Here is a 17919-nt window from a genome sequence, read left to right on the forward strand (position 1 = left end):
TATACAGATATGTCAAATCCTTTTAAAAAGATTGTAAAAAACGCTAACGAAACCCAAAAAGATTGGGGAACGAATGCGACTTCAGAAACCAGTTCTCGTAAATGCGAAAACTGTGGCGCAGCTAGACCCAAAGACACCAATCTAACTACTTGCGACTATTGTGATTTTAAGTTTATGGATATTGACAACGAGATTAAAACTGATATATAATGTTTGGATTCTCTAAAAAAGACAATAAAGAAGAAAGAAAAAGTCAGCCTGAATATCTTGCATTAGTTGCTAAATGGGATACATTTTTAGCAAAAATGGAGACGCGTTTTACAGAGTCGTTGGTACATGCCGAAGAAGCCATATTAGACAATTTAGAAGCAAATAACTATGACATGTCTGCAAACATGACTGCATGGAGCGGAATTAAATCTCAGCTAGAGGGTTTAGGGGAAAAAATAGAGCAAACGTTTGATGATAAAGTGCAACCCCAAATGTTAGATTATGTTGAACGATGGGATATTATTGATCAATACCAAAAAGGTTCTGAATTATCGTATTCTTTTAGCAGAAGAATAGAACGGTTTGAAATTGAACTAGAAGGCAAAATTGCGCAAGAATTCTACAACCATGCTATTCAATTATTAAATGAAGATTTTCATTGCTCGCAATGCAGTGGTAAGCTAGAAGTGAAGAAAGACATTTTCAGATCTCATTATGTAGGTTGTGGGTATTGCAATACGGTAAACACGTTTGTACCCAGCGATAAAATCACAGAAATACGTTGGGTAGTCGATAATATAGCGAAACACAAAGTATTGAAAGAGTGGGATGAAAAAAATGCAGCTCATAAACATTGTCAAAGTTTTCGCAGTTTAAATAAAGGAGATGATAAAACACCTTTAGCAAAAGCCTATGATAACTGGGAAATTAAAGAAAATGCGTTCTGGACAAATTATTTTACAGAAAGAGCAGCCTTTTTACCAGAATATCAAGAGACGATTAAACACGATGTAAGCGTGAAAATGAACCTCTATTTCTATGATAATAAAAAGAGGAGCGATTTAAATAAAAATTAAAGCCAAAAAAATATGGAAATTAACGGAGTTACTTTTAGAGACTATGCCTGTGCATCGGCAAATATGGCAGCAGGTATGCCTACAGAAAAAATTTGTGAAATTCTAGGTATAGAGTTGCCAGTATGGGAAGACACTAAAAACCAATGGAACGGTAAAATGGCAGAATTAAGCCATGACGATATGAAGTTTTTTGGTGAAGTTTTTATGAATCCGAAACAAGGTAAGTTTGCCAATGCTGAAGGCGGTGCAGAAGGTCCGGAAGTAGCTCTGGAAAAATATCCTAAGTGGAGCGACCACATTAAAATGGAAAGACATTTTGCTATTGCGCAAGATGTAGGTATTGATATTGATTTTCAAAAAGAATATGGTGTTTCGATCACCCAATTTTCTCAACTAGGTATGCATTGGGGCGGGCGAATTCAAAAAGCCATGCAAGAAGATCCTAATTCTGGTAAAATTCAAAAACTTTTAAAGAAACAAGGAAAATTAACTGAAAAATGGGAGGCACACTTTAATGAGATGTACCAAGGCCAGAGCGCCAATTTAAGCGATGATATTGATTTTTAAGAGATTACACACTAACTATTTACTATAAGTAAGAATAAGGCTGAATAATTTTATTCAGCCTTATTCGTTTTTGTAAAACAGCAATAAGCAATTGAATATTACATGACAAAGAATATCAAAATAGTATTAATCTTAATAGGCGTTGTGCTTACCCTACTATTTGTATTCCAATTTGTTATGAGTAGCTACAAATTAGATAATGCAGAAAAGAAGACCACAGTTTCTACCATAACGAGAAAGGAATTAAAACCACCAGGACTTTACCCACAGCATTCTTGGGTAGGTAAAACTATGCATACAACAAACGTTCATAAGGGAAGAGATTTCTTAATTCATGTTTCTATAGATAGTAAAGAAGCTTCTTTTTCCGTTACTGAAGAAGCCTATAATAAGTATAAAATTAAAGATACCGTAAATGTTGTATTTGTTGATGCTGGTATTTTTAGAGGGAATGTAGTACTAGGAGTTACCATAGAATAATTCTAAAACAACGATAATAAAAAATGTTTGCTATAATTATACTTTTCGCAATACCATCTATTTTACTGTCAATAGATTTTATTAGATTTCTTATAACAGGAAAGAGGATTTTCAATACTACTATAAATGGTATTATAGCCTTTATTTCAATTGTAGTACTTCCGTTTATTTTTATATCAACATTTGATATGATGCCTAATGACTGCTGTACAGATAGCGCAGTTTTCTCACCAGATCATAGGGTAACCATATACCTAATAATTGTATTGTGCATAAGCACATATTATGTATCTCGATTCAATAAAACCATTACAAGTCCTATTATTGAAACATTAATTAACGCAGTCTTACTTGGCGGCATCGTATTTAACGCATTTATTTTTGTTCAAGTAGGTGAAAGTTCTGGTATCGATGGCAACCTATTGGGGCTAATAGGTAACGCTCCTATTATGGTGTTATTTATATTTCAATTAATTGAAAATCAAAAAAAAGTAAAAGAATACAGTGCTGATTACGACTATGAAGGCTTAAGTAAAATAGAGAAATTGGCATGGAACATACTTAACTCAAATCTATTTATAAAAATCCCAATTCTCTGTGTTTTATGTTTACCTATACTAATAGTAGTATGTAGTTTTTTACTGCTTTTTGGTCAAAAACCAGATTCTATTATCAGGGCTTTTACAGACACATATAAACATGGTTTTTCTCAATTAGATTATATGTGCGATAATGTGCAATGCGGCGGGCATTTTTTGTGTTCTGTGGCAGCCAATGGTCATAAAGAGTTAGTAAGTCCTAAAAGATTTGGAGAGAGAAGAGGCAACAGAATTATGTGTAACCGACAGCTTTTAATTTCAAATGCATTTGAAGAGCTTATGGAGGTTAACTATCCTAAAACGCACAGTTTTATTAGAAAAAATTATAACCAGGTAGGTAATGTAGTTCACAAATATTATAGTTTTTTCAATAATAAATTCATAGCAGACATCGTCTATGTTTTAATGAAACCTCTAGAATGGTTCTTTTTATTTACACTTTACATTTTTGACCAAAATCCTGAGAACAGAATTGCACAACAATATTTATCATTAGCAGATAGAAAAGCTATTGAAATGGATAGAAAACTGAACTATAATAATATTAATTAAGAATAAACGAATGAAATACATACTAGCGATATACTTCTTAAGTCTAAGTATAATGGTGGCACAGCAACCACAAACAAATTCAGAGAATAACTCCAAAACTTTAGAAGGTTTCTACGACTTATCTGAAATGGAAATGCCGACTAAGCTTTACCTACTAGATAATAACTTGTTTCATTACTATGCTATTTTTGGTAGCGTAGATTTAGAAATCTATGGTTCATATGCTATAGAAAATAATGAACTTCATCTTCAACCAACCAAAGAGTTATTACAGCCTTATATTTTATTTGCAAGACACAATAACCAGTTAAAAGACTCTATTTCCATTAATTATTTTAGTCCTGAACATTACAGAGAAAAAATATTTTTTAAGCTAGATGAAAAATGGGTTACAAACCCAGAAAACAAAGGAAGTTTAGAAGAAGTACTACTTAAGTATAACATTGGCACAGTTCAAAACATAACCGTAAACCTAACTGCTAGTCAAATACGCGAAACCCCTGTTTTTAATACCGTAGAAATGTATTCAGGAGAAGTTTCTGAAGGCTATAATGATTTTATAATGCACTATAATCGTTATTACAATATGAGAAAACGTATGGCTAAAACCCCATTATTAATAGATGGAAATTCTATTATTAGTGGAGGTGAAAAAAGAATACAAGAACCCTTGCATGAGTCTGATAAAGAAGCAATAATAAACTACATTTCAAAAGGTGGTATGTTCTCTGACACAACGATAAGTCGTGATAATGAGTTTTACAAAATTGTTCTTAAAAAAGAAGATGCTAAACCTCTTTTACACTTATTGAAAAATGGGAAAATTACAGAAGAATAAAAGAACAGAATACCAAAAAGTTTACGTTTATAAACTAGAACTAGTCGAATATAAATTGGGTAAAGCTGGTATACAATAACAAGTTTGGTTCTTAGTTACAATTAAGTAATAAGCTGACTAAACAGGCTTATTATTAGTGACTATCAAAAAAATGAAGCTTTTATATATTTTATTAGTATTCACTTTTGCTTCTTGTATTCAAGTCAAAAAAGAAGAAAAACAGCTTCATTATAATTCTAAAATTGATACAAAATCAGCAATCAATTTATCTGAATAGGGTCAAAATTTACCGTTAGGTGATAGGTTTTTAAAGCAAACTATTACTTCATTCTATTGAAATTTTATTTATGAAAATTATAAAACTAAATTACCTTTTTCTACTTTGTTTACTAACTACGGTATTTAGTTATTCTCGACATCCTGTTTTAAGTAGTGATAAAACACCAGATATTAAACAACCGGTAGCACAAGTGTTTCAGCCTATTTCATTTACAAAGAATAATCTGAAATCTGCAAAAATTTTGTTGAACAGAGCTATGCTCCCACCTTCAGATGATTTTGTAACTACTTGGAAAACCGACAACCCAGGACCTTCTAACGATAATCAAATTAAATTATTCGTACCAATTCCTACTGATGGTGATGCCCCTTATGCCTATAATTTTAATGTAGACTGGGGAGACGGTCAAATTGACAATAATGTAACTGCATCAATAACACATACCTACTCAACTGCTGGCACCTACCCTATTCGAATTAGCGGTGAGTTCCCTTGGATGTCTTTTAACTCACCTGCAACATCAACAGCTCCCTTCTTAACCGATAATGAGAAGTTACTACAGGTAAATCAATGGGGTACTCAAGTATGGAGAAGCATGGCTCAGTCATTTAATGAATGTCCTAATTTAGAGATTCTTGCAACAGATATTCCTAATCTTAGTCAAGTAAAAAACATGTCATTCATGTTTAATAAATCCGACAATATCACAACAATTCCCAATATAGAAAATTGGAATACTTCTAATGTAACAAACATGAACGCCACTTTTGCATCAGTTACAAATTTCAATCAAGATATAGGAAATTGGAACACATCAGCTGTTGAAAACATGTCGTATCTGTTTTATGAAAATGCTGAATTTGATTACTACATAGGTAATTGGAATACGTCAGAAGTAAAAGATATGTCATATATGTTTGGCAGAGCTAATGATTTTAATCAAGATATTTCATTTAAACCTGCAACTGGAGCATGGAATACATCGAAAGTAGAAAATATGTCATACATGTTTTTTAATTGCCATGTTTTCAACCAAGATATAGGAAATTGGAATACCTCTAAAGTAGCTAATATGCAACGTATGTTTCTCTTCTCCTTTCGGTTCAATAAGAATATTGGTGGATGGGATACTTCGCTAGTAAGTACGATGGAATCTATGTTTTCTTTTTCTGATGATTTTAATCAAAACCTTGGGAACTGGAATATATCAAGCTTAACGAACGCAAATGATATGTTTGACTTCGGCTCATTGAGCTTAGCAAACTACGATCAATTGTTAATAGGTTGGAATGCACAACCACATAATAACAATGTGCCTTTTGGCGCAAGCTATAACACCGATTGGTGTCAAGGTGACGCAGCTAGAACAGCATTACAATCAGATGGATGGATATTTGACGATGGAGATAAAGACTGTAATAGACCTAATTGTACACAATTAACAACTCCTGCAGATAATGCAACCGATGTAGCAATTACTTCAGATTTAACTTGGACAGCGGTAGCCAACGCAACGGGATATCGCATTTCTATTGGTACGACCATGGGTGGCACCGATATTGAGAACGATACAGATATGTTGACCCAAATAAGTTATACACCTAGCACTAATTGGGATGAGAACGAACAATATTTTGTAACGGTAACTCCATATAACTTAGGTGGTGGAGCTGCTGAGATATGCACAGAAACCAATTTTACAACAGAAACTATTGTCACAAGACCGAACTGTACACAATTAACAACTCCTGCAGATAATGCTACCGATATATTGATTAATGCAGATTTAACTTGGACAGCGGTAGCCAACGCAACAGGATATCGCATTTCTATTGGTACTACCATGGGTGGTACCGATATTGAGAACGATACAGATATGTTGACCCAAATAAGCTATACACCTAGTACTAATTGGGACGAGAACGAACAATATTTTGTAACGGTAACTCCTTACAATTCGGCAGGCGCAGCAGCGGCAACTTGTACGGAATCTGATTTTACAACAGAAACTATTATCACAAGACCCAACTGTACGCAATTAACAAATCCCGCAAATAATGCAACCGATGTAGCAATTATTTCAGATTTAACATGGACAGCAGTAGCCAACGCAACAGGATATCGTATTTCTATTGGTACTACTATGGGTGGTACCGATATTGAGAACAACACAGATATGTTGACCCAAATAAGCTATACCCCTAGTACTGATTGGGACGAGAACGAACAATATTTTGTAACGGTAACTCCTTACAATTCGGCAGGCTCAGCAGCGGCAACTTGTACGGAATCTGATTTTACAACAGAAACTATTGTCACAAGACCGAACTGTACACAATTAACAACTCCTGCAGATAATGCGACCGATGTAGCAATTACTTCAGATTTAACTTGGACAGCAGTAGCCAACGCAACAGGATATCGCATTTCTATTGGTACGACCATGGGTGGTACCGATATTGAGAACAACACAGATATGTTGACCCAAATAAGCTATACACCTAGTACTAATTGGGACGAGAACGAACAATATTTTGTAACGGTAACTCCTTACAATTCAGCAGGCTCAGCAACGGCAACTTGTACGGAATCTGATTTTACAACAGAAACTATTGTCACAAGACCGAACTGTACACAATTAACAACTCCCGCAGATAATGCAACCGATGTATTGATTACTTCAGATTTAACTTGGACAGCGGTAGCCAACGCAACAGGATATCGCATTTCTATTGGTACTACCATGGGTGGTACCGATATTGAGAACAACACAGATATGTTGACCCAAATAAGCTATACACCTAGTACTAATTGGGACGAGAACGAACAATATTTTGTAACGGTAACTCCGTACAATTCAGCAGGTGCAGCAACTACAACTTGTACGGAAACTGATTTTACAACAGAAACTATTGTCACAAGACCCAACTGTACGCAATTAACAAATCCCGCAGATAATGCAACCGATGTAGCAATTACTTCAGATTTAACTTGGACAGCAATAGCCAACGCAACAGGATATCGCATTTCTATTGGTACGACTATGGGTGGTACCGATATTGAGAACGATACAGATATGTTGACCCAAATAAGCTATACACCTAGCACTAATTGGGACGAGAACGAACAATATTTTGTAACGGTAACTCCTTACAATTCGGCAGGCGCAGCAGCGGCTACTTGTACGGAATCTGATTTTACAACACAAACTATTATCACAAGACCCAACTGTACGCAATTAACAAATCCCGCAGATAATGCAACCGATGTAGCAATTACTTCAGATTTAACTTGGACAGCAATAGCCAACGCAACAGGATATCGCATTTCTATTGGTACGACCATGGGTGGTACCGATATTGAGAACAACACAGATATGTTGACCCAAATAAGCTATACACCTAGTACTAATTGGGACGAGAACGAACAATATTTTGTAACGGTAACTCCTTACAATTCAGCAGGCGCAGCAACGGCAACTTGTACGGAATCTGATTTTACAACAGAAACTATTATCACAAGACCCAACTGTACGCAATTAACAAATCCCGCAGATAATGCGACCGACGTATTGATTACTTCAGATTTAACTTGGACAGCAATAGCCAACGCAACAGGATATCGCATTTCTATTGGTACGACCATGGGTGGTACCGATATTGAGAACAACACAGATATGTTGACCCAAATAAGCTATACACCTAGTACTAATTGGGACGAGAACGAACAATATTTTGTAACGGTAACTCCTTACAATTCAGCAGGCGCAGCAACGGCAACTTGTACGGAATCTGATTTTACAACAGAAACTATTATCACAAGACCCAACTGTACGCAATTAACAAATCCCGCAGATAATGCGACCGACGTATTGATTACTTCAGATTTAACTTGGACAGCGGTAGCCAACGCAACAGGATATCGCATTTCTATTGGTACGACCATGGGTGGTACCGATATTGAGAACAACACAGATATGTTGACCCAAATAAGCTATACACCTAGTACTAATTGGGACGAGAACGAACAATACTTTGTAAAGGTAACTCCTTACAATTCGGCAGGCGCAGCAGCGGCAACTTGTACGGAAACTGATTTTACAACACAAACTATTATCACAAGCCCCAACTGTACGCAATTAACAACTCCCGCAGATAATGCAACCGACGTATTGATTACTTCAGATTTAACTTGGACAGCAATAGCCAACGCAACAGGATATCGCATTTCTATTGGTACTACCATGGGTGGTACCGATATTGAGAACAACACAGATATGTTGACCCAAATAAGCTATACACCTAGTACTAATTGGGACGAGAACGAACAATATTTTGTAACGGTAACTCCTTACAATTCGGCAGGCACAGCAACGGCAACTTGTACGGAATCTGATTTTACTGTTGAATCAAAAATCAATAGCGATCGTTTTAATATTCCAAAATTCTTCACACCAAACAATGATGGTATTAATGACTATTGGGAAGTTTTAGATTTAGACAATACGATAAAACACATTTACGTTTTTGATAGGTATGGAAAACTAATAAAACAACTTAGTCCAAACTCTCAAGGTTGGGATGGTGTTTCTAATGGGCAAATACTAATAAGCAGCGATTACTGGTATAATATAACCTTGAAATCTGAACAACAAATCAAAGGTCATTTTACTTTAAAACGGTAGACCAGACTTCTAATATAAAACATGAATTCAATCAAAACAGTTCTCTTTACCGTGTTAAGTATAACACACTTCTCCGTGTTTGCTCAAGAACCTCCTTCTCTTGAACCTAATATAGGAGCTGAATATAATTTTGTAGAAAAGAAAGAATTATGGTCTACATGTGAAAAATTATTTACAGATATGACGGTTTGGAATAATTATGATGAAGACGAAAGAAATAAATTGACAAGCAAATGTGGAGCGTTAGGTTACAGTGAAGCATGTGAAGACATGTGGAGTATTGTTTGTGGTGATGATTGGACGGATGAAGGTTATAACATTCAAAAGCTAGATAAACAAATACCATTTTGTAGCGTTTCCTCTGCTTTAAGTCCACAGAAAAACAACAACTACAATCATACCAGTATAAGCGACTTAAGTTATGCTACTGCCTGGGTAGAAGGTGTAAAAGGAGATGGTATTGGTGAATATGTTGAATTTAATTTTCCAGCGCAACATCCTCGCATTACAGCTATAAAGATTGCAAATGGTTATATCAAAGACAAAACTACTTGGAAAAATAACTCCCGTGTAAAACAATTAAAAGTATGCGTAAACAATGAAGAGTTTGCTATTTTAAATCTAAAAGATGTGTATGCAGAACAGCTTTTTAAGATACCAACAATAGGCTATGAAATAACTTACCGTGGTTACAATGACGATGGTACAAGTTGGTATAGATATAAAGACGCAAATGGTAACAGTCTCAAATCTTATAATAAAGAAATTGAATCAGGGGATACGATTAGGTTTGAGATTATGAGTGTATATAAAGGTGACAAATACGATGACACCGCTATAACAGAAATTTATTTTGATGGCTTAGATGTGTATTAAAATTTAAAATGCAGGAATGAAAAAACAATTAGATCAAATCTTAAGCAAATTAGATAATCAAGATGCTAATCAGCAAGAATTAGGTTTTGAGGCATTGGCAATCATAAAAGAAATATTAAAAGAAAATCCTTTTGATATTGATATGCTAACGCTACGTATGCGTTTAAATACTGATATTTTTGAGAACACCACTCAAATAATAGAAGACGCAACCTTTATAATAGAAAACGACCAATTTAAGGAAGATAAAATGGTTGGTTATGATTGGCTATTCTGGGTCTATAATGATTCGCTTTCAATGCCAGATAAAGCAACGGAAGTTATTGAGGAGCAATTGGTAGAAATGCAAACTCTTTATAGTAAACTTTATGAAAAGGATGAAAAAGAAAGTGAGCTACTAGATAAGTTTGCCATTTTAAAGCATAACAATAATCAAACGGATGTTGCCATAGACCTATGGTATAAAGCTTATAAAAAGTATCCATATTTCTATAATAATGGATTAGCAGGTTTGCTACATTTAGAAAAAGGAAGTTTTAAGATTGCTGAAGAAATATTGCTAACACATTACGCTTGGTCATATGAAAACGAAGATGGGTATCGCTTACAATATGGTATTAAACTAAAAGAATTGTATGATGCAAAAAAGTTAGATAAACATCCTACATTATTAGGATTGCTTTTTAATATTATCAGAAATGAAAAAACACATTTTAACATTGAAGGAAAATTAGATTTTTTCGAAAAATACTATCCCGAAGTAGAAAAATGGTTAGAAACCTATCCTAATAATGCCTTTTTGTGTACTGCTATTGCGCACACCCATCATTTTGATACAAAGAATTTTGTAAAAGCCTATGAAGCTTATTCACAGCTATTTAATTGCGAAAAACATATAGCTTTTACAGATGTAGATCGGATAAAAAAATCAGCAAAAAAATCGGACAACGATTTTCTAAATCTTCCTTTTAAGTTTAAGGGGAGCTCTTCAGTTATGTATAATGCAATGAGCTCTTTCTCTACTATTTATGATAAAACTAAAAAAGAAAAGAAAAAGAAAAAAGCAGCGAAAATAGCAATACAGTATGGTGAAGTAGGTTACCAACAATACAAAGATTATTTAATTAATGGTAAAGGAGATACTCATAACAACCAACCACATTTATTTGCAATGCTTTGTAATAATTACGCAAATGCACTAGGTAACTATGCAGATACTCTTTCAGATGAGAAAGAGAAAGAGAAGGAAAAGTTGTATGATTTGGCAGGCGATATTCATATAGAAGGGTATCAAATGAGTCCGTTTATTGAAAATATTAAAAATGCGTCGAGTGATTATTTTAAAGCTAAGAATTACAAAAAATCAATTGAGAGTACCTTAACTGTTTTTGAAAACTATAGTCAAGAGTTAAGCACAAACGATAGGCAAAGATACTTTTTGCGTATGGTAAAATGTTACGTTGGTTTAAAGGATATAGCTAATGCAGAAAAGTATTATTCCCAAGCAAAAAAGCTTTATAATAAGATTGGGCAAGGAGCAAAAGATGCTGCTTACTATGTCATTTTTTCTGGAAAAATATTTTATGAATATGCCGTTACTGAAGAAAAGGCATATGATAAATATATACCAGAAATGGAATGGTTTCTAGAACAAGAAGAAATTCAAAACCAAGAACCTAAAGAGGTAGGTTTGGTTGCCTATTACTTAGGGCTCTGCTATAATGCAACTAACCAGAAAGATAAAGCTGCTGCTGCTTTTCAAAAAACGGTAGACTATTTACAAGATGTTGATGATTGGGAGTTTTACGAAACAAAGTGTGAACAGGCAGAAGAAGAACTAGATGCATTAGGTGTAAAGGTCATCAAGAAGAAGAAAAAGAGTAAAAAATCTGGATTTAGACGAACCATAGATGCATTTCTTTTTCCGTTTATGGTATTGGCTTTATTAGGTGGTGCTATAGTACAAATGCTAAAAAAAGAAGACGATTAATATATAATCATTACAAAATGAAACTAACTGTCAACACCCTCCTACTATTACTTCTATCATTTTCAAGTCAGTTTTCTTGTAGTCAAGAAAATACTATCAAGAATGACCTTATTACAAACAACATCAAAGGAAAAGTTTGGAAAATTAGAGAAACTGTTATTTCTCAAAGAAATGAAGAGCTTTTTGCAGATGATACCGGGAAAAAATTGCACGAAGAAAAGTTAAAAGAACCGCTATTTTTTAGAGAATATGAAAAACAATCTTATACGGAATACAATACCTATGGTGACATAGTAGACTTTGCAGAAACTACTTCTAATTGGAAAAAAAAAGTGACAAATCACACAATAAGTTTAGAGTATAATAATACGAACCAAAAAACCAAAAAAACTATTTATAATGATGGTAAAATTTTAGTGGTATATGAATATGACAAGGGAAATGAAGTGAGGTTAGTTCAATACGATACTTTAGGAAAAAGCATAGGAGTTCATACTTTCGACCATTCTATACCTGACAGCATAACATCATTTATAAGGGGTGCCCAGAAAATTACTAGGAAGGTAAAGTTAAAAAATGGACACTCAATTAAAGATATTTATATAGATAGTTTGGGGCAAATAACTTTTTCTAGAGCGTATGTTCGAAATCACTTAAATGACTATACCTCATTTATTAATCGTATAGGAAGAAACACTTATAAAAGCACATACACCTACGTATATGATAAAAGAAATAATTGGATTAAAAGAAACGAATTTGATGAAAAAGGTAAGATAAAAAATGTAGTAATACGTAACATTGTTTATTATGATGACCCTATACTATATAGTACGGTAGATGATTTTGTTGGAGATTGGTTTGTTATACACACTAAGTATTTTATGCGACTATCTGCAGACAAAACGTACCAATACGGCTATTTTTGGTTTGGCAACCCAAGGGTTTCAGAATCAGGAACCTGGAATGCTGATTTTGATACTAAACAGTTAACATTAACTGCGGAAAACCCTAAAAACTCGAAACAATATAAGTTTGAATTTGAAAATAGTCAAATGGCGTTATTTACCATGGATGGAAAAAATCACTCCATACTTTTAAAGGTATTTAACTATTAAGTTATTCAAAGTTGTTATCAAGTAAAATTATAAAGTCTTACATTTTAAAAACCATGAATAAAATAAAGCGTTTAATACTAGTTTTAATCCTTATTTTAATTTCCTGCAAAGGACAAAACAACCAAGAAGAAAAGCCACTTACTGGCTTTAATAAGGTAGAACTAGTTCTAGACAATGAGTTTATAACTAAAGATACCATTACACAAAAAAGCATTAGCTTTTTAAATTCTACAACCAAACAAGAAGTTTCTGTTTTACATCATATAGAAGAAACGGGGTTTCATATGTATAACGGCATGTCTTTTAAAAACAAGGATGTTGGGGTAATCGTTGGCGGTGCTGGTTTAATAACCAGAATTACCAAAGATGGCGGTAAAACATGGCTTGAAAACCGGTTTTCTAGATTCGGTAATCCGTTTTATTCTGTAGCTTTTTCTGATAATTCCATTTTTGTGGTCGGTGATAGTGAATACATTTTTACGACTCCTGATTTAGGTGAAAATTGGAGCGCCTTTAATACCGAAGAGCTTTTTGAAAAAAGAGGGTATTTTACTCCAAAGTATTATAAAACACGATTTGTAAATGGCAAAATAGGTTTTGTAGTTGGCTCAGGTTATATAAGTGGTGAAGATGGTGGTTTTTCTGTCATACTAAAATCTGTTGACGCTGGTAAAACCTGGACTAATATTGAACACAAAGGTTTGGAAAAGGAGACCGAAGGAATATCAGATTTTGTTGCCTTTTCAGAAAAGGAAATCATTGTAGTTACTTTTTCTGGTAGAAGCTATAAAAGTACCGATGGCGGCATTACTTGGAAATTACTATTTGAGACGGATGGTGAAGATTTTGTCAACCTTAATTCTATTGCATTTTTAAACCAAAACACTGGTTTAATTGGAGGGTTAGGAGGCGATTTATTCTATAATGATAATAGTGGTTTAGATTGGCGTAAAATTGATATGCCAAAAGATGGAGATGGGTATAAAGCAAATATTTCTGATATTATTTTTACCAAAGAATCCGCACTCATTACCACAAGTATATCTTCAGATTATTACAGAGACACATTTGTATACGAACTCAATATTGATGGCACCAATTGTAGACCCTTTTTGACTTCCGATAATGAAGAGGTATTATTTAGTGGTGAGTCATTCGGTATTCAAGCTATAGATGATGAAGTGCTTATTTTAGATAGAGACAATTTGTATAAGACAAAAACATCGAACAATTAAAATAGGTATGAAACTAAAAAATATCCTTTATTGTGGTTTGGCGATTCTTCTTATAAACGCTTGTAAAAACAAAGAAGAAAAGCCAGCAAAATCGGTAATTAGTTACGTTAATGTAAACGATGTAATTGACGCAGATTTACTTACCCAGCATACTATTCCACATAATATTACTACGTTTTCTAATCTAACAACGCAGCAAGAAACATCCATCATAAATACTGATATCGGGTTTTGGTTACAAACGACATTTAAAAACGATTCTATTGGTATTATTGTTGGCGGACCTGAGTTAAATACTAGAATTACTACCAATGGTGGCGAAACGTGGTTAGAGAATAGCTTTGGCTTTATGGATGCTTTTTATTCCGCAGCATTTTCTGATAACGCCATATTTGTAGTCGGCGAAAGTGAATACATTTTTAAAACACCAGATTATGGAAAAACCTGGAGTGTTTTTGATACTAAAGAACTTTTTAAAAATCAATTTAATCCCACGTATTCTAAAATTATTTTCTTAACAGATAAAATTGGTTTTATTACAGGAGAAGGCAAGATAGGCAATGGAGTTAATGGACATTCAATTTTACTTAAAACAGTAGACGGCGGTAAAAGTTGGGTTGACGTAAAACCAAAAGGGTTAGAAAAGAACCTTACAGGCATCGCCGACTTTGTTACTTTATCAGAAAAAGAAATACTAATTGTGACCAATTATGGTAAGTGCTATAAAAGCATAGACGGTGGTTTGCTATGGAAAGAGCTTTATGACAACCAAAGTGAGGAATATATTGGCTTAGACAATATTGCTTTTTTAGATTCTAAAATAGGATTAATAACTGGGGTTGGTGGAGACCTATATTATACAGATACCGGAGGAGAAAATTGGAGAAAAATTGAAAGACCATTAAATAGTAATGGAGACAAAACAGAATTTTCAGACATTGTTTTTCTAGAAAACTCAGCGCTTATTACAACAAAAACCTATTCTGAAAAAAACACTAGAGAAACTTTAGTTTATCAAATAGATAAAGCAGGTACAAACCTTAGACCTTTTCTAACTTCAGGTGATAAAAACACGGTCTTTAAAGGTTCATCTAGAAGTATAGCGGTTTTGAATGGTAATGTATACGTATTAGATAAAGATAATTTGTATAAAACAAAAACACCGAACAATTAAAATGGATTTTACTTTAAAAAACATTACTTGCCAATTTTGGATAGCTTTTTTTATAGGTGTATTATCAGTCTTCAGTAATAAGATAGACAAACATCCCAAGCATACTGAAAGCATTAGTCCTGCTATGTTCGAAACCATAACGCCAAGAACCCAATTACTTTGGTATTCTGGATTTATAGGGGATTACCCAATAAAACTAATGCTAAAAAGGACTCATAATAGAGATGCTTCAGATAGCAGAATCACTGATATAGCTTACGCATATGATAGTCAAAAAAAGTGGATATTTTTAGAGGAACAAGACGAGTTTAAATCTAACTTTTTTGGCAGTGAAGTAAAAAATGATGGAATTTATGCTAAAGAAAAATTTGAAGGAAATATAACAGGAAGTTGGGAGGTGCCTTTTATAATTAATACAACATTAAATGGTTTATGGTATGATAAGAATGGAAAACCCTTAACGGTTAAGTTAACACCAATGTACCATAACGTGCCAAGTGGCTATGTTAGGTTTGACTACTACTCAGACCTAGAACCTACCGAAATCACAAAAGGTAAAGACGGATTAGTCGTAGAAATAAAGCAGGATGATAGGTTAAAGCAAACAATATATCTTGATCCTTATACCGAGGATATGTACAATACTGTTTATGTCGATTTTAACTATGACGGTTATTTAGATTTAGTTTTTGGTGATATGCTTTTTTTATATAATCCTAAGACCGGTATGTATGAAAAAAGCAAGGCGTCTGATAGAGATGAGTTTCCAGAACTAGATGAACTTTATAATTATAATATATATGATAAGAGCTTTACTGTTCGTGAACCTAGAACAATGACACAGTATGCTAGCTCTGCATTAAATATTATTCCTAAAACATCAAATTCTTATTTTCATAATGACGATGGAGATATTGTCACTATCAATCGAAAGTACATTAATGGTAACTGGGAGATAGTCGAGGAATGGGTAGAAAAGATGGAGGAAAATGACGATGTTGATATTTTTTCAGCAGTAAATTATGATTTGTTAATAGATTTAAAGAGTTATCATAATCATATTTACTTTGATCCAAACTTTCATAACAATACGGGTATTGATTTAGAATTTAAGGAAAAGGCTAAATTGTTTGTTGAGATAACCGATAGTAATGGCAAAAAGGATGAACATTACTTACATGAAGTTCAGCTATTAGGCGAAGCAAAAGATATGCTGAATGACAATGAAATTCTTTTTGATGGTAAAGAATATATGCTAGCAAATTGGGATGGTCCAATACCATTCTTTCCAGCAAATTTAAAAAATGGAGCGTATCAATTTCAACTTATTATAAAACATCCATTGTTTGAAGAAGTTCGTTCAAAGAATCAAACTATAGCGTTACCACTAGACGTAAAAAAAGCTGAAAATATTTTACAACTTAAAGGTAACATCAACAAAAAAGTAAATGGTAAAATCTATTTTATATGGAATGACACCAAAGTAAAAGCCACCTTCATCAATAGTAAAACCCAACAAAGAATAAAGCTTATTGGCACCGTAATTAATGGGAAGTTAAATCTTACCGAATATGAAAAAGACGATGTTGTAAGCGGTTATTTTGAAGGCAAATATTACAATGGAATATATAAAGGTTTATGGGTGAGTCCTGATCGAAAAACTAATGTTCCATTTGAATTTAAACAAAACTAGAAAAATTAATAAAAGAGAATGAAATGCTAAATCAAAGCAGAGGTTTATTAGAAAAAGTAAGTGAATATCTAAAACAATAAAAACAGTCAACCCAATGAAAAAGATTTTTATACTATTAAGTTTTCTATTGACCTCTAATTACATTCATAGTCAAACCCTGAATGAAAAAATTTATGAAACCACTTGTGAATGTTTTAATACTACTGAAAATTTAGATCGACTTACTTCTGAATCTTGTTATGACAAAAGCGTATCACAATACGAGACAGAAATCAGGGAATTGATTGATGAAGGTTCTGAAATTTCTATACAAGAGCAGGCAGAATCTCTTGGCTATAAAATAAAGTCTGAATCTTTTGAATATTTAATTTTCAACTGTGAAGTATATTTTAATTACATGGTTGACGTTAAAGAAAAGGCATTTGTTAATTTTAAATCTTCTATTACTTTAGAAAAAATAGATTCCATAAATGAATTAATTCTAAAAAAAAGAACACTAGAATTATTATGGGAAAGAGGGAACTATTTATTCGTAAATGGTGAATTAGAAAGAGCAGAAAAAGACTACTTAGAATGCCTTGATATTAACCCCAACTATTATCCAGCTAGTTTTTTTTTAGGTTGGCTTAATGAAAGAAAAGGCAATTATGACAAAGCGATTGAACTGTATGAAAATCTATTGGATAGTACTGATATGAAAGCAGTAAAAATAAATTTAGCAATTGTTAAACAAAAATTAAAAAATAGAAGTAAAGATAATTGAGAA

At 33.3% G+C, this 17919-nt stretch carries 14 protein-coding genes; all 14 read left to right on the top strand.

Annotated elements, in window-relative coordinates; all coding sequences use genetic code 11:
• Window positions 1–9: 9 nt before the first annotated feature.
• Window positions 10–210, top strand: coding sequence for a hypothetical protein (locus tag QSV08_RS09720; RefSeq protein WP_324028183.1), 201 nt, complete (start codon window positions 10–12; stop codon window positions 208–210).
• The gene (locus tag QSV08_RS09725) at window positions 210–1067 is read left to right on the top strand and encodes a hypothetical protein (protein WP_324028184.1); all 858 of its coding nucleotides are present in this window, start codon (window positions 210–212) and stop codon (window positions 1065–1067) included. The genes QSV08_RS09720 and QSV08_RS09725 overlap by 1 nt, the downstream gene beginning before the upstream one ends.
• Before the next feature lie 12 nt (window positions 1068–1079).
• Complete coding sequence (locus tag QSV08_RS09730) at window positions 1080–1634, top strand: DUF6620 family protein (protein ID WP_324028185.1); 555 nt, start codon at window positions 1080–1082, stop codon at window positions 1632–1634.
• Window positions 1635–1736: 102 nt separating this feature from the next.
• Window positions 1737–2114, top strand: a complete 378-nt coding sequence (locus QSV08_RS09735) for a hypothetical protein (protein WP_324028186.1) — start codon at window positions 1737–1739, stop codon at window positions 2112–2114.
• 23 nt (window positions 2115–2137) lie between these two features.
• Window positions 2138–3265, top strand: a complete 1128-nt coding sequence (locus QSV08_RS09740; protein ID WP_324028187.1) for a DUF6688 domain-containing protein — start codon at window positions 2138–2140, stop codon at window positions 3263–3265.
• Between the two features lie 10 nt (window positions 3266–3275).
• A complete protein-coding gene (locus tag QSV08_RS09745) occupies window positions 3276–4103 on the top strand; it encodes a hypothetical protein (RefSeq protein ID WP_324028188.1) in 828 nt (275 codons plus the stop codon).
• A gap of 347 nt (window positions 4104–4450) precedes the next feature.
• Window positions 4451–9067: a BspA family leucine-rich repeat surface protein gene (locus tag QSV08_RS09750; RefSeq protein WP_324028189.1), complete on the top strand. Its 4617-nt coding sequence runs from the start codon at window positions 4451–4453 to the stop codon at window positions 9065–9067.
• Window positions 9068–9088: 21 nt separating this feature from the next.
• Entirely contained in the window at window positions 9089–9943 is an 855-nt protein-coding gene (locus QSV08_RS09755; RefSeq protein WP_324028190.1) for an NADase-type glycan-binding domain-containing protein, read from the top strand.
• A 16-nt stretch (window positions 9944–9959) separates the two neighbouring features.
• Window positions 9960–11933, top strand: a complete 1974-nt coding sequence (locus QSV08_RS09760) for a hypothetical protein (protein ID WP_324028191.1) — start codon at window positions 9960–9962, stop codon at window positions 11931–11933.
• 17 nt (window positions 11934–11950) lie between these two features.
• Window positions 11951–13051: a hypothetical protein gene (locus tag QSV08_RS09765; protein WP_324028192.1), complete on the top strand. Its 1101-nt coding sequence runs from the start codon at window positions 11951–11953 to the stop codon at window positions 13049–13051.
• Window positions 13052–13104: 53 nt separating this feature from the next.
• Window positions 13105–14286, top strand: a complete 1182-nt coding sequence (locus QSV08_RS09770) for a WD40/YVTN/BNR-like repeat-containing protein (RefSeq protein ID WP_324028193.1) — start codon at window positions 13105–13107, stop codon at window positions 14284–14286.
• A gap of 7 nt (window positions 14287–14293) precedes the next feature.
• The gene (locus tag QSV08_RS09775; protein ID WP_324028194.1) at window positions 14294–15460 is read left to right on the top strand and encodes a WD40/YVTN/BNR-like repeat-containing protein; all 1167 of its coding nucleotides are present in this window, start codon (window positions 14294–14296) and stop codon (window positions 15458–15460) included.
• Window position 15461: 1 nt separating this feature from the next.
• On the top strand, window positions 15462–17153 hold the full coding sequence (locus QSV08_RS09780; protein ID WP_324028195.1) for a hypothetical protein: 1692 nt from the start codon (window positions 15462–15464) through the stop codon (window positions 17151–17153).
• Window positions 17154–17247: 94 nt separating this feature from the next.
• The gene (locus tag QSV08_RS09785; protein WP_324028196.1) at window positions 17248–17916 is read left to right on the top strand and encodes a tetratricopeptide repeat protein; all 669 of its coding nucleotides are present in this window, start codon (window positions 17248–17250) and stop codon (window positions 17914–17916) included.
• The last annotated feature ends 3 nt before the right edge of the window (window positions 17917–17919 follow it).

This window comes from Maribacter sp. BPC-D8, assembly GCF_035207705.1.
In the GTDB taxonomy this organism is placed as follows: domain Bacteria; phylum Bacteroidota; class Bacteroidia; order Flavobacteriales; family Flavobacteriaceae; genus Maribacter.

Coding starts and splice junctions, on each gene's coding strand:
- QSV08_RS09755 (WP_324028190.1), top strand. CDS start 9,089: ATGAATTCAATCAAAACAGTTCTCTTTACCGTGTTAAGTATAACACAC.
- QSV08_RS09765 (WP_324028192.1), top strand. CDS start 11,951: ATGAAACTAACTGTCAACACCCTCCTACTATTACTTCTATCATTTTCA.
- QSV08_RS09775 (WP_324028194.1), top strand. CDS start 14,294: ATGAAACTAAAAAATATCCTTTATTGTGGTTTGGCGATTCTTCTTATA.
- QSV08_RS09740 (WP_324028187.1), top strand. CDS start 2,138: ATGTTTGCTATAATTATACTTTTCGCAATACCATCTATTTTACTGTCA.
- QSV08_RS09785 (WP_324028196.1), top strand. CDS start 17,248: ATGAAAAAGATTTTTATACTATTAAGTTTTCTATTGACCTCTAATTAC.
- QSV08_RS09725 (WP_324028184.1), top strand. CDS start 210: ATGTTTGGATTCTCTAAAAAAGACAATAAAGAAGAAAGAAAAAGTCAG.
- QSV08_RS09750 (WP_324028189.1), top strand. CDS start 4,451: ATGAAAATTATAAAACTAAATTACCTTTTTCTACTTTGTTTACTAACT.
- QSV08_RS09760 (WP_324028191.1), top strand. CDS start 9,960: ATGAAAAAACAATTAGATCAAATCTTAAGCAAATTAGATAATCAAGAT.
- QSV08_RS09735 (WP_324028186.1), top strand. CDS start 1,737: ATGACAAAGAATATCAAAATAGTATTAATCTTAATAGGCGTTGTGCTT.
- QSV08_RS09780 (WP_324028195.1), top strand. CDS start 15,462: ATGGATTTTACTTTAAAAAACATTACTTGCCAATTTTGGATAGCTTTT.
- QSV08_RS09720 (WP_324028183.1), top strand. CDS start 10: ATGTCAAATCCTTTTAAAAAGATTGTAAAAAACGCTAACGAAACCCAA.
- QSV08_RS09745 (WP_324028188.1), top strand. CDS start 3,276: ATGAAATACATACTAGCGATATACTTCTTAAGTCTAAGTATAATGGTG.
- QSV08_RS09730 (WP_324028185.1), top strand. CDS start 1,080: ATGGAAATTAACGGAGTTACTTTTAGAGACTATGCCTGTGCATCGGCA.
- QSV08_RS09770 (WP_324028193.1), top strand. CDS start 13,105: ATGAATAAAATAAAGCGTTTAATACTAGTTTTAATCCTTATTTTAATT.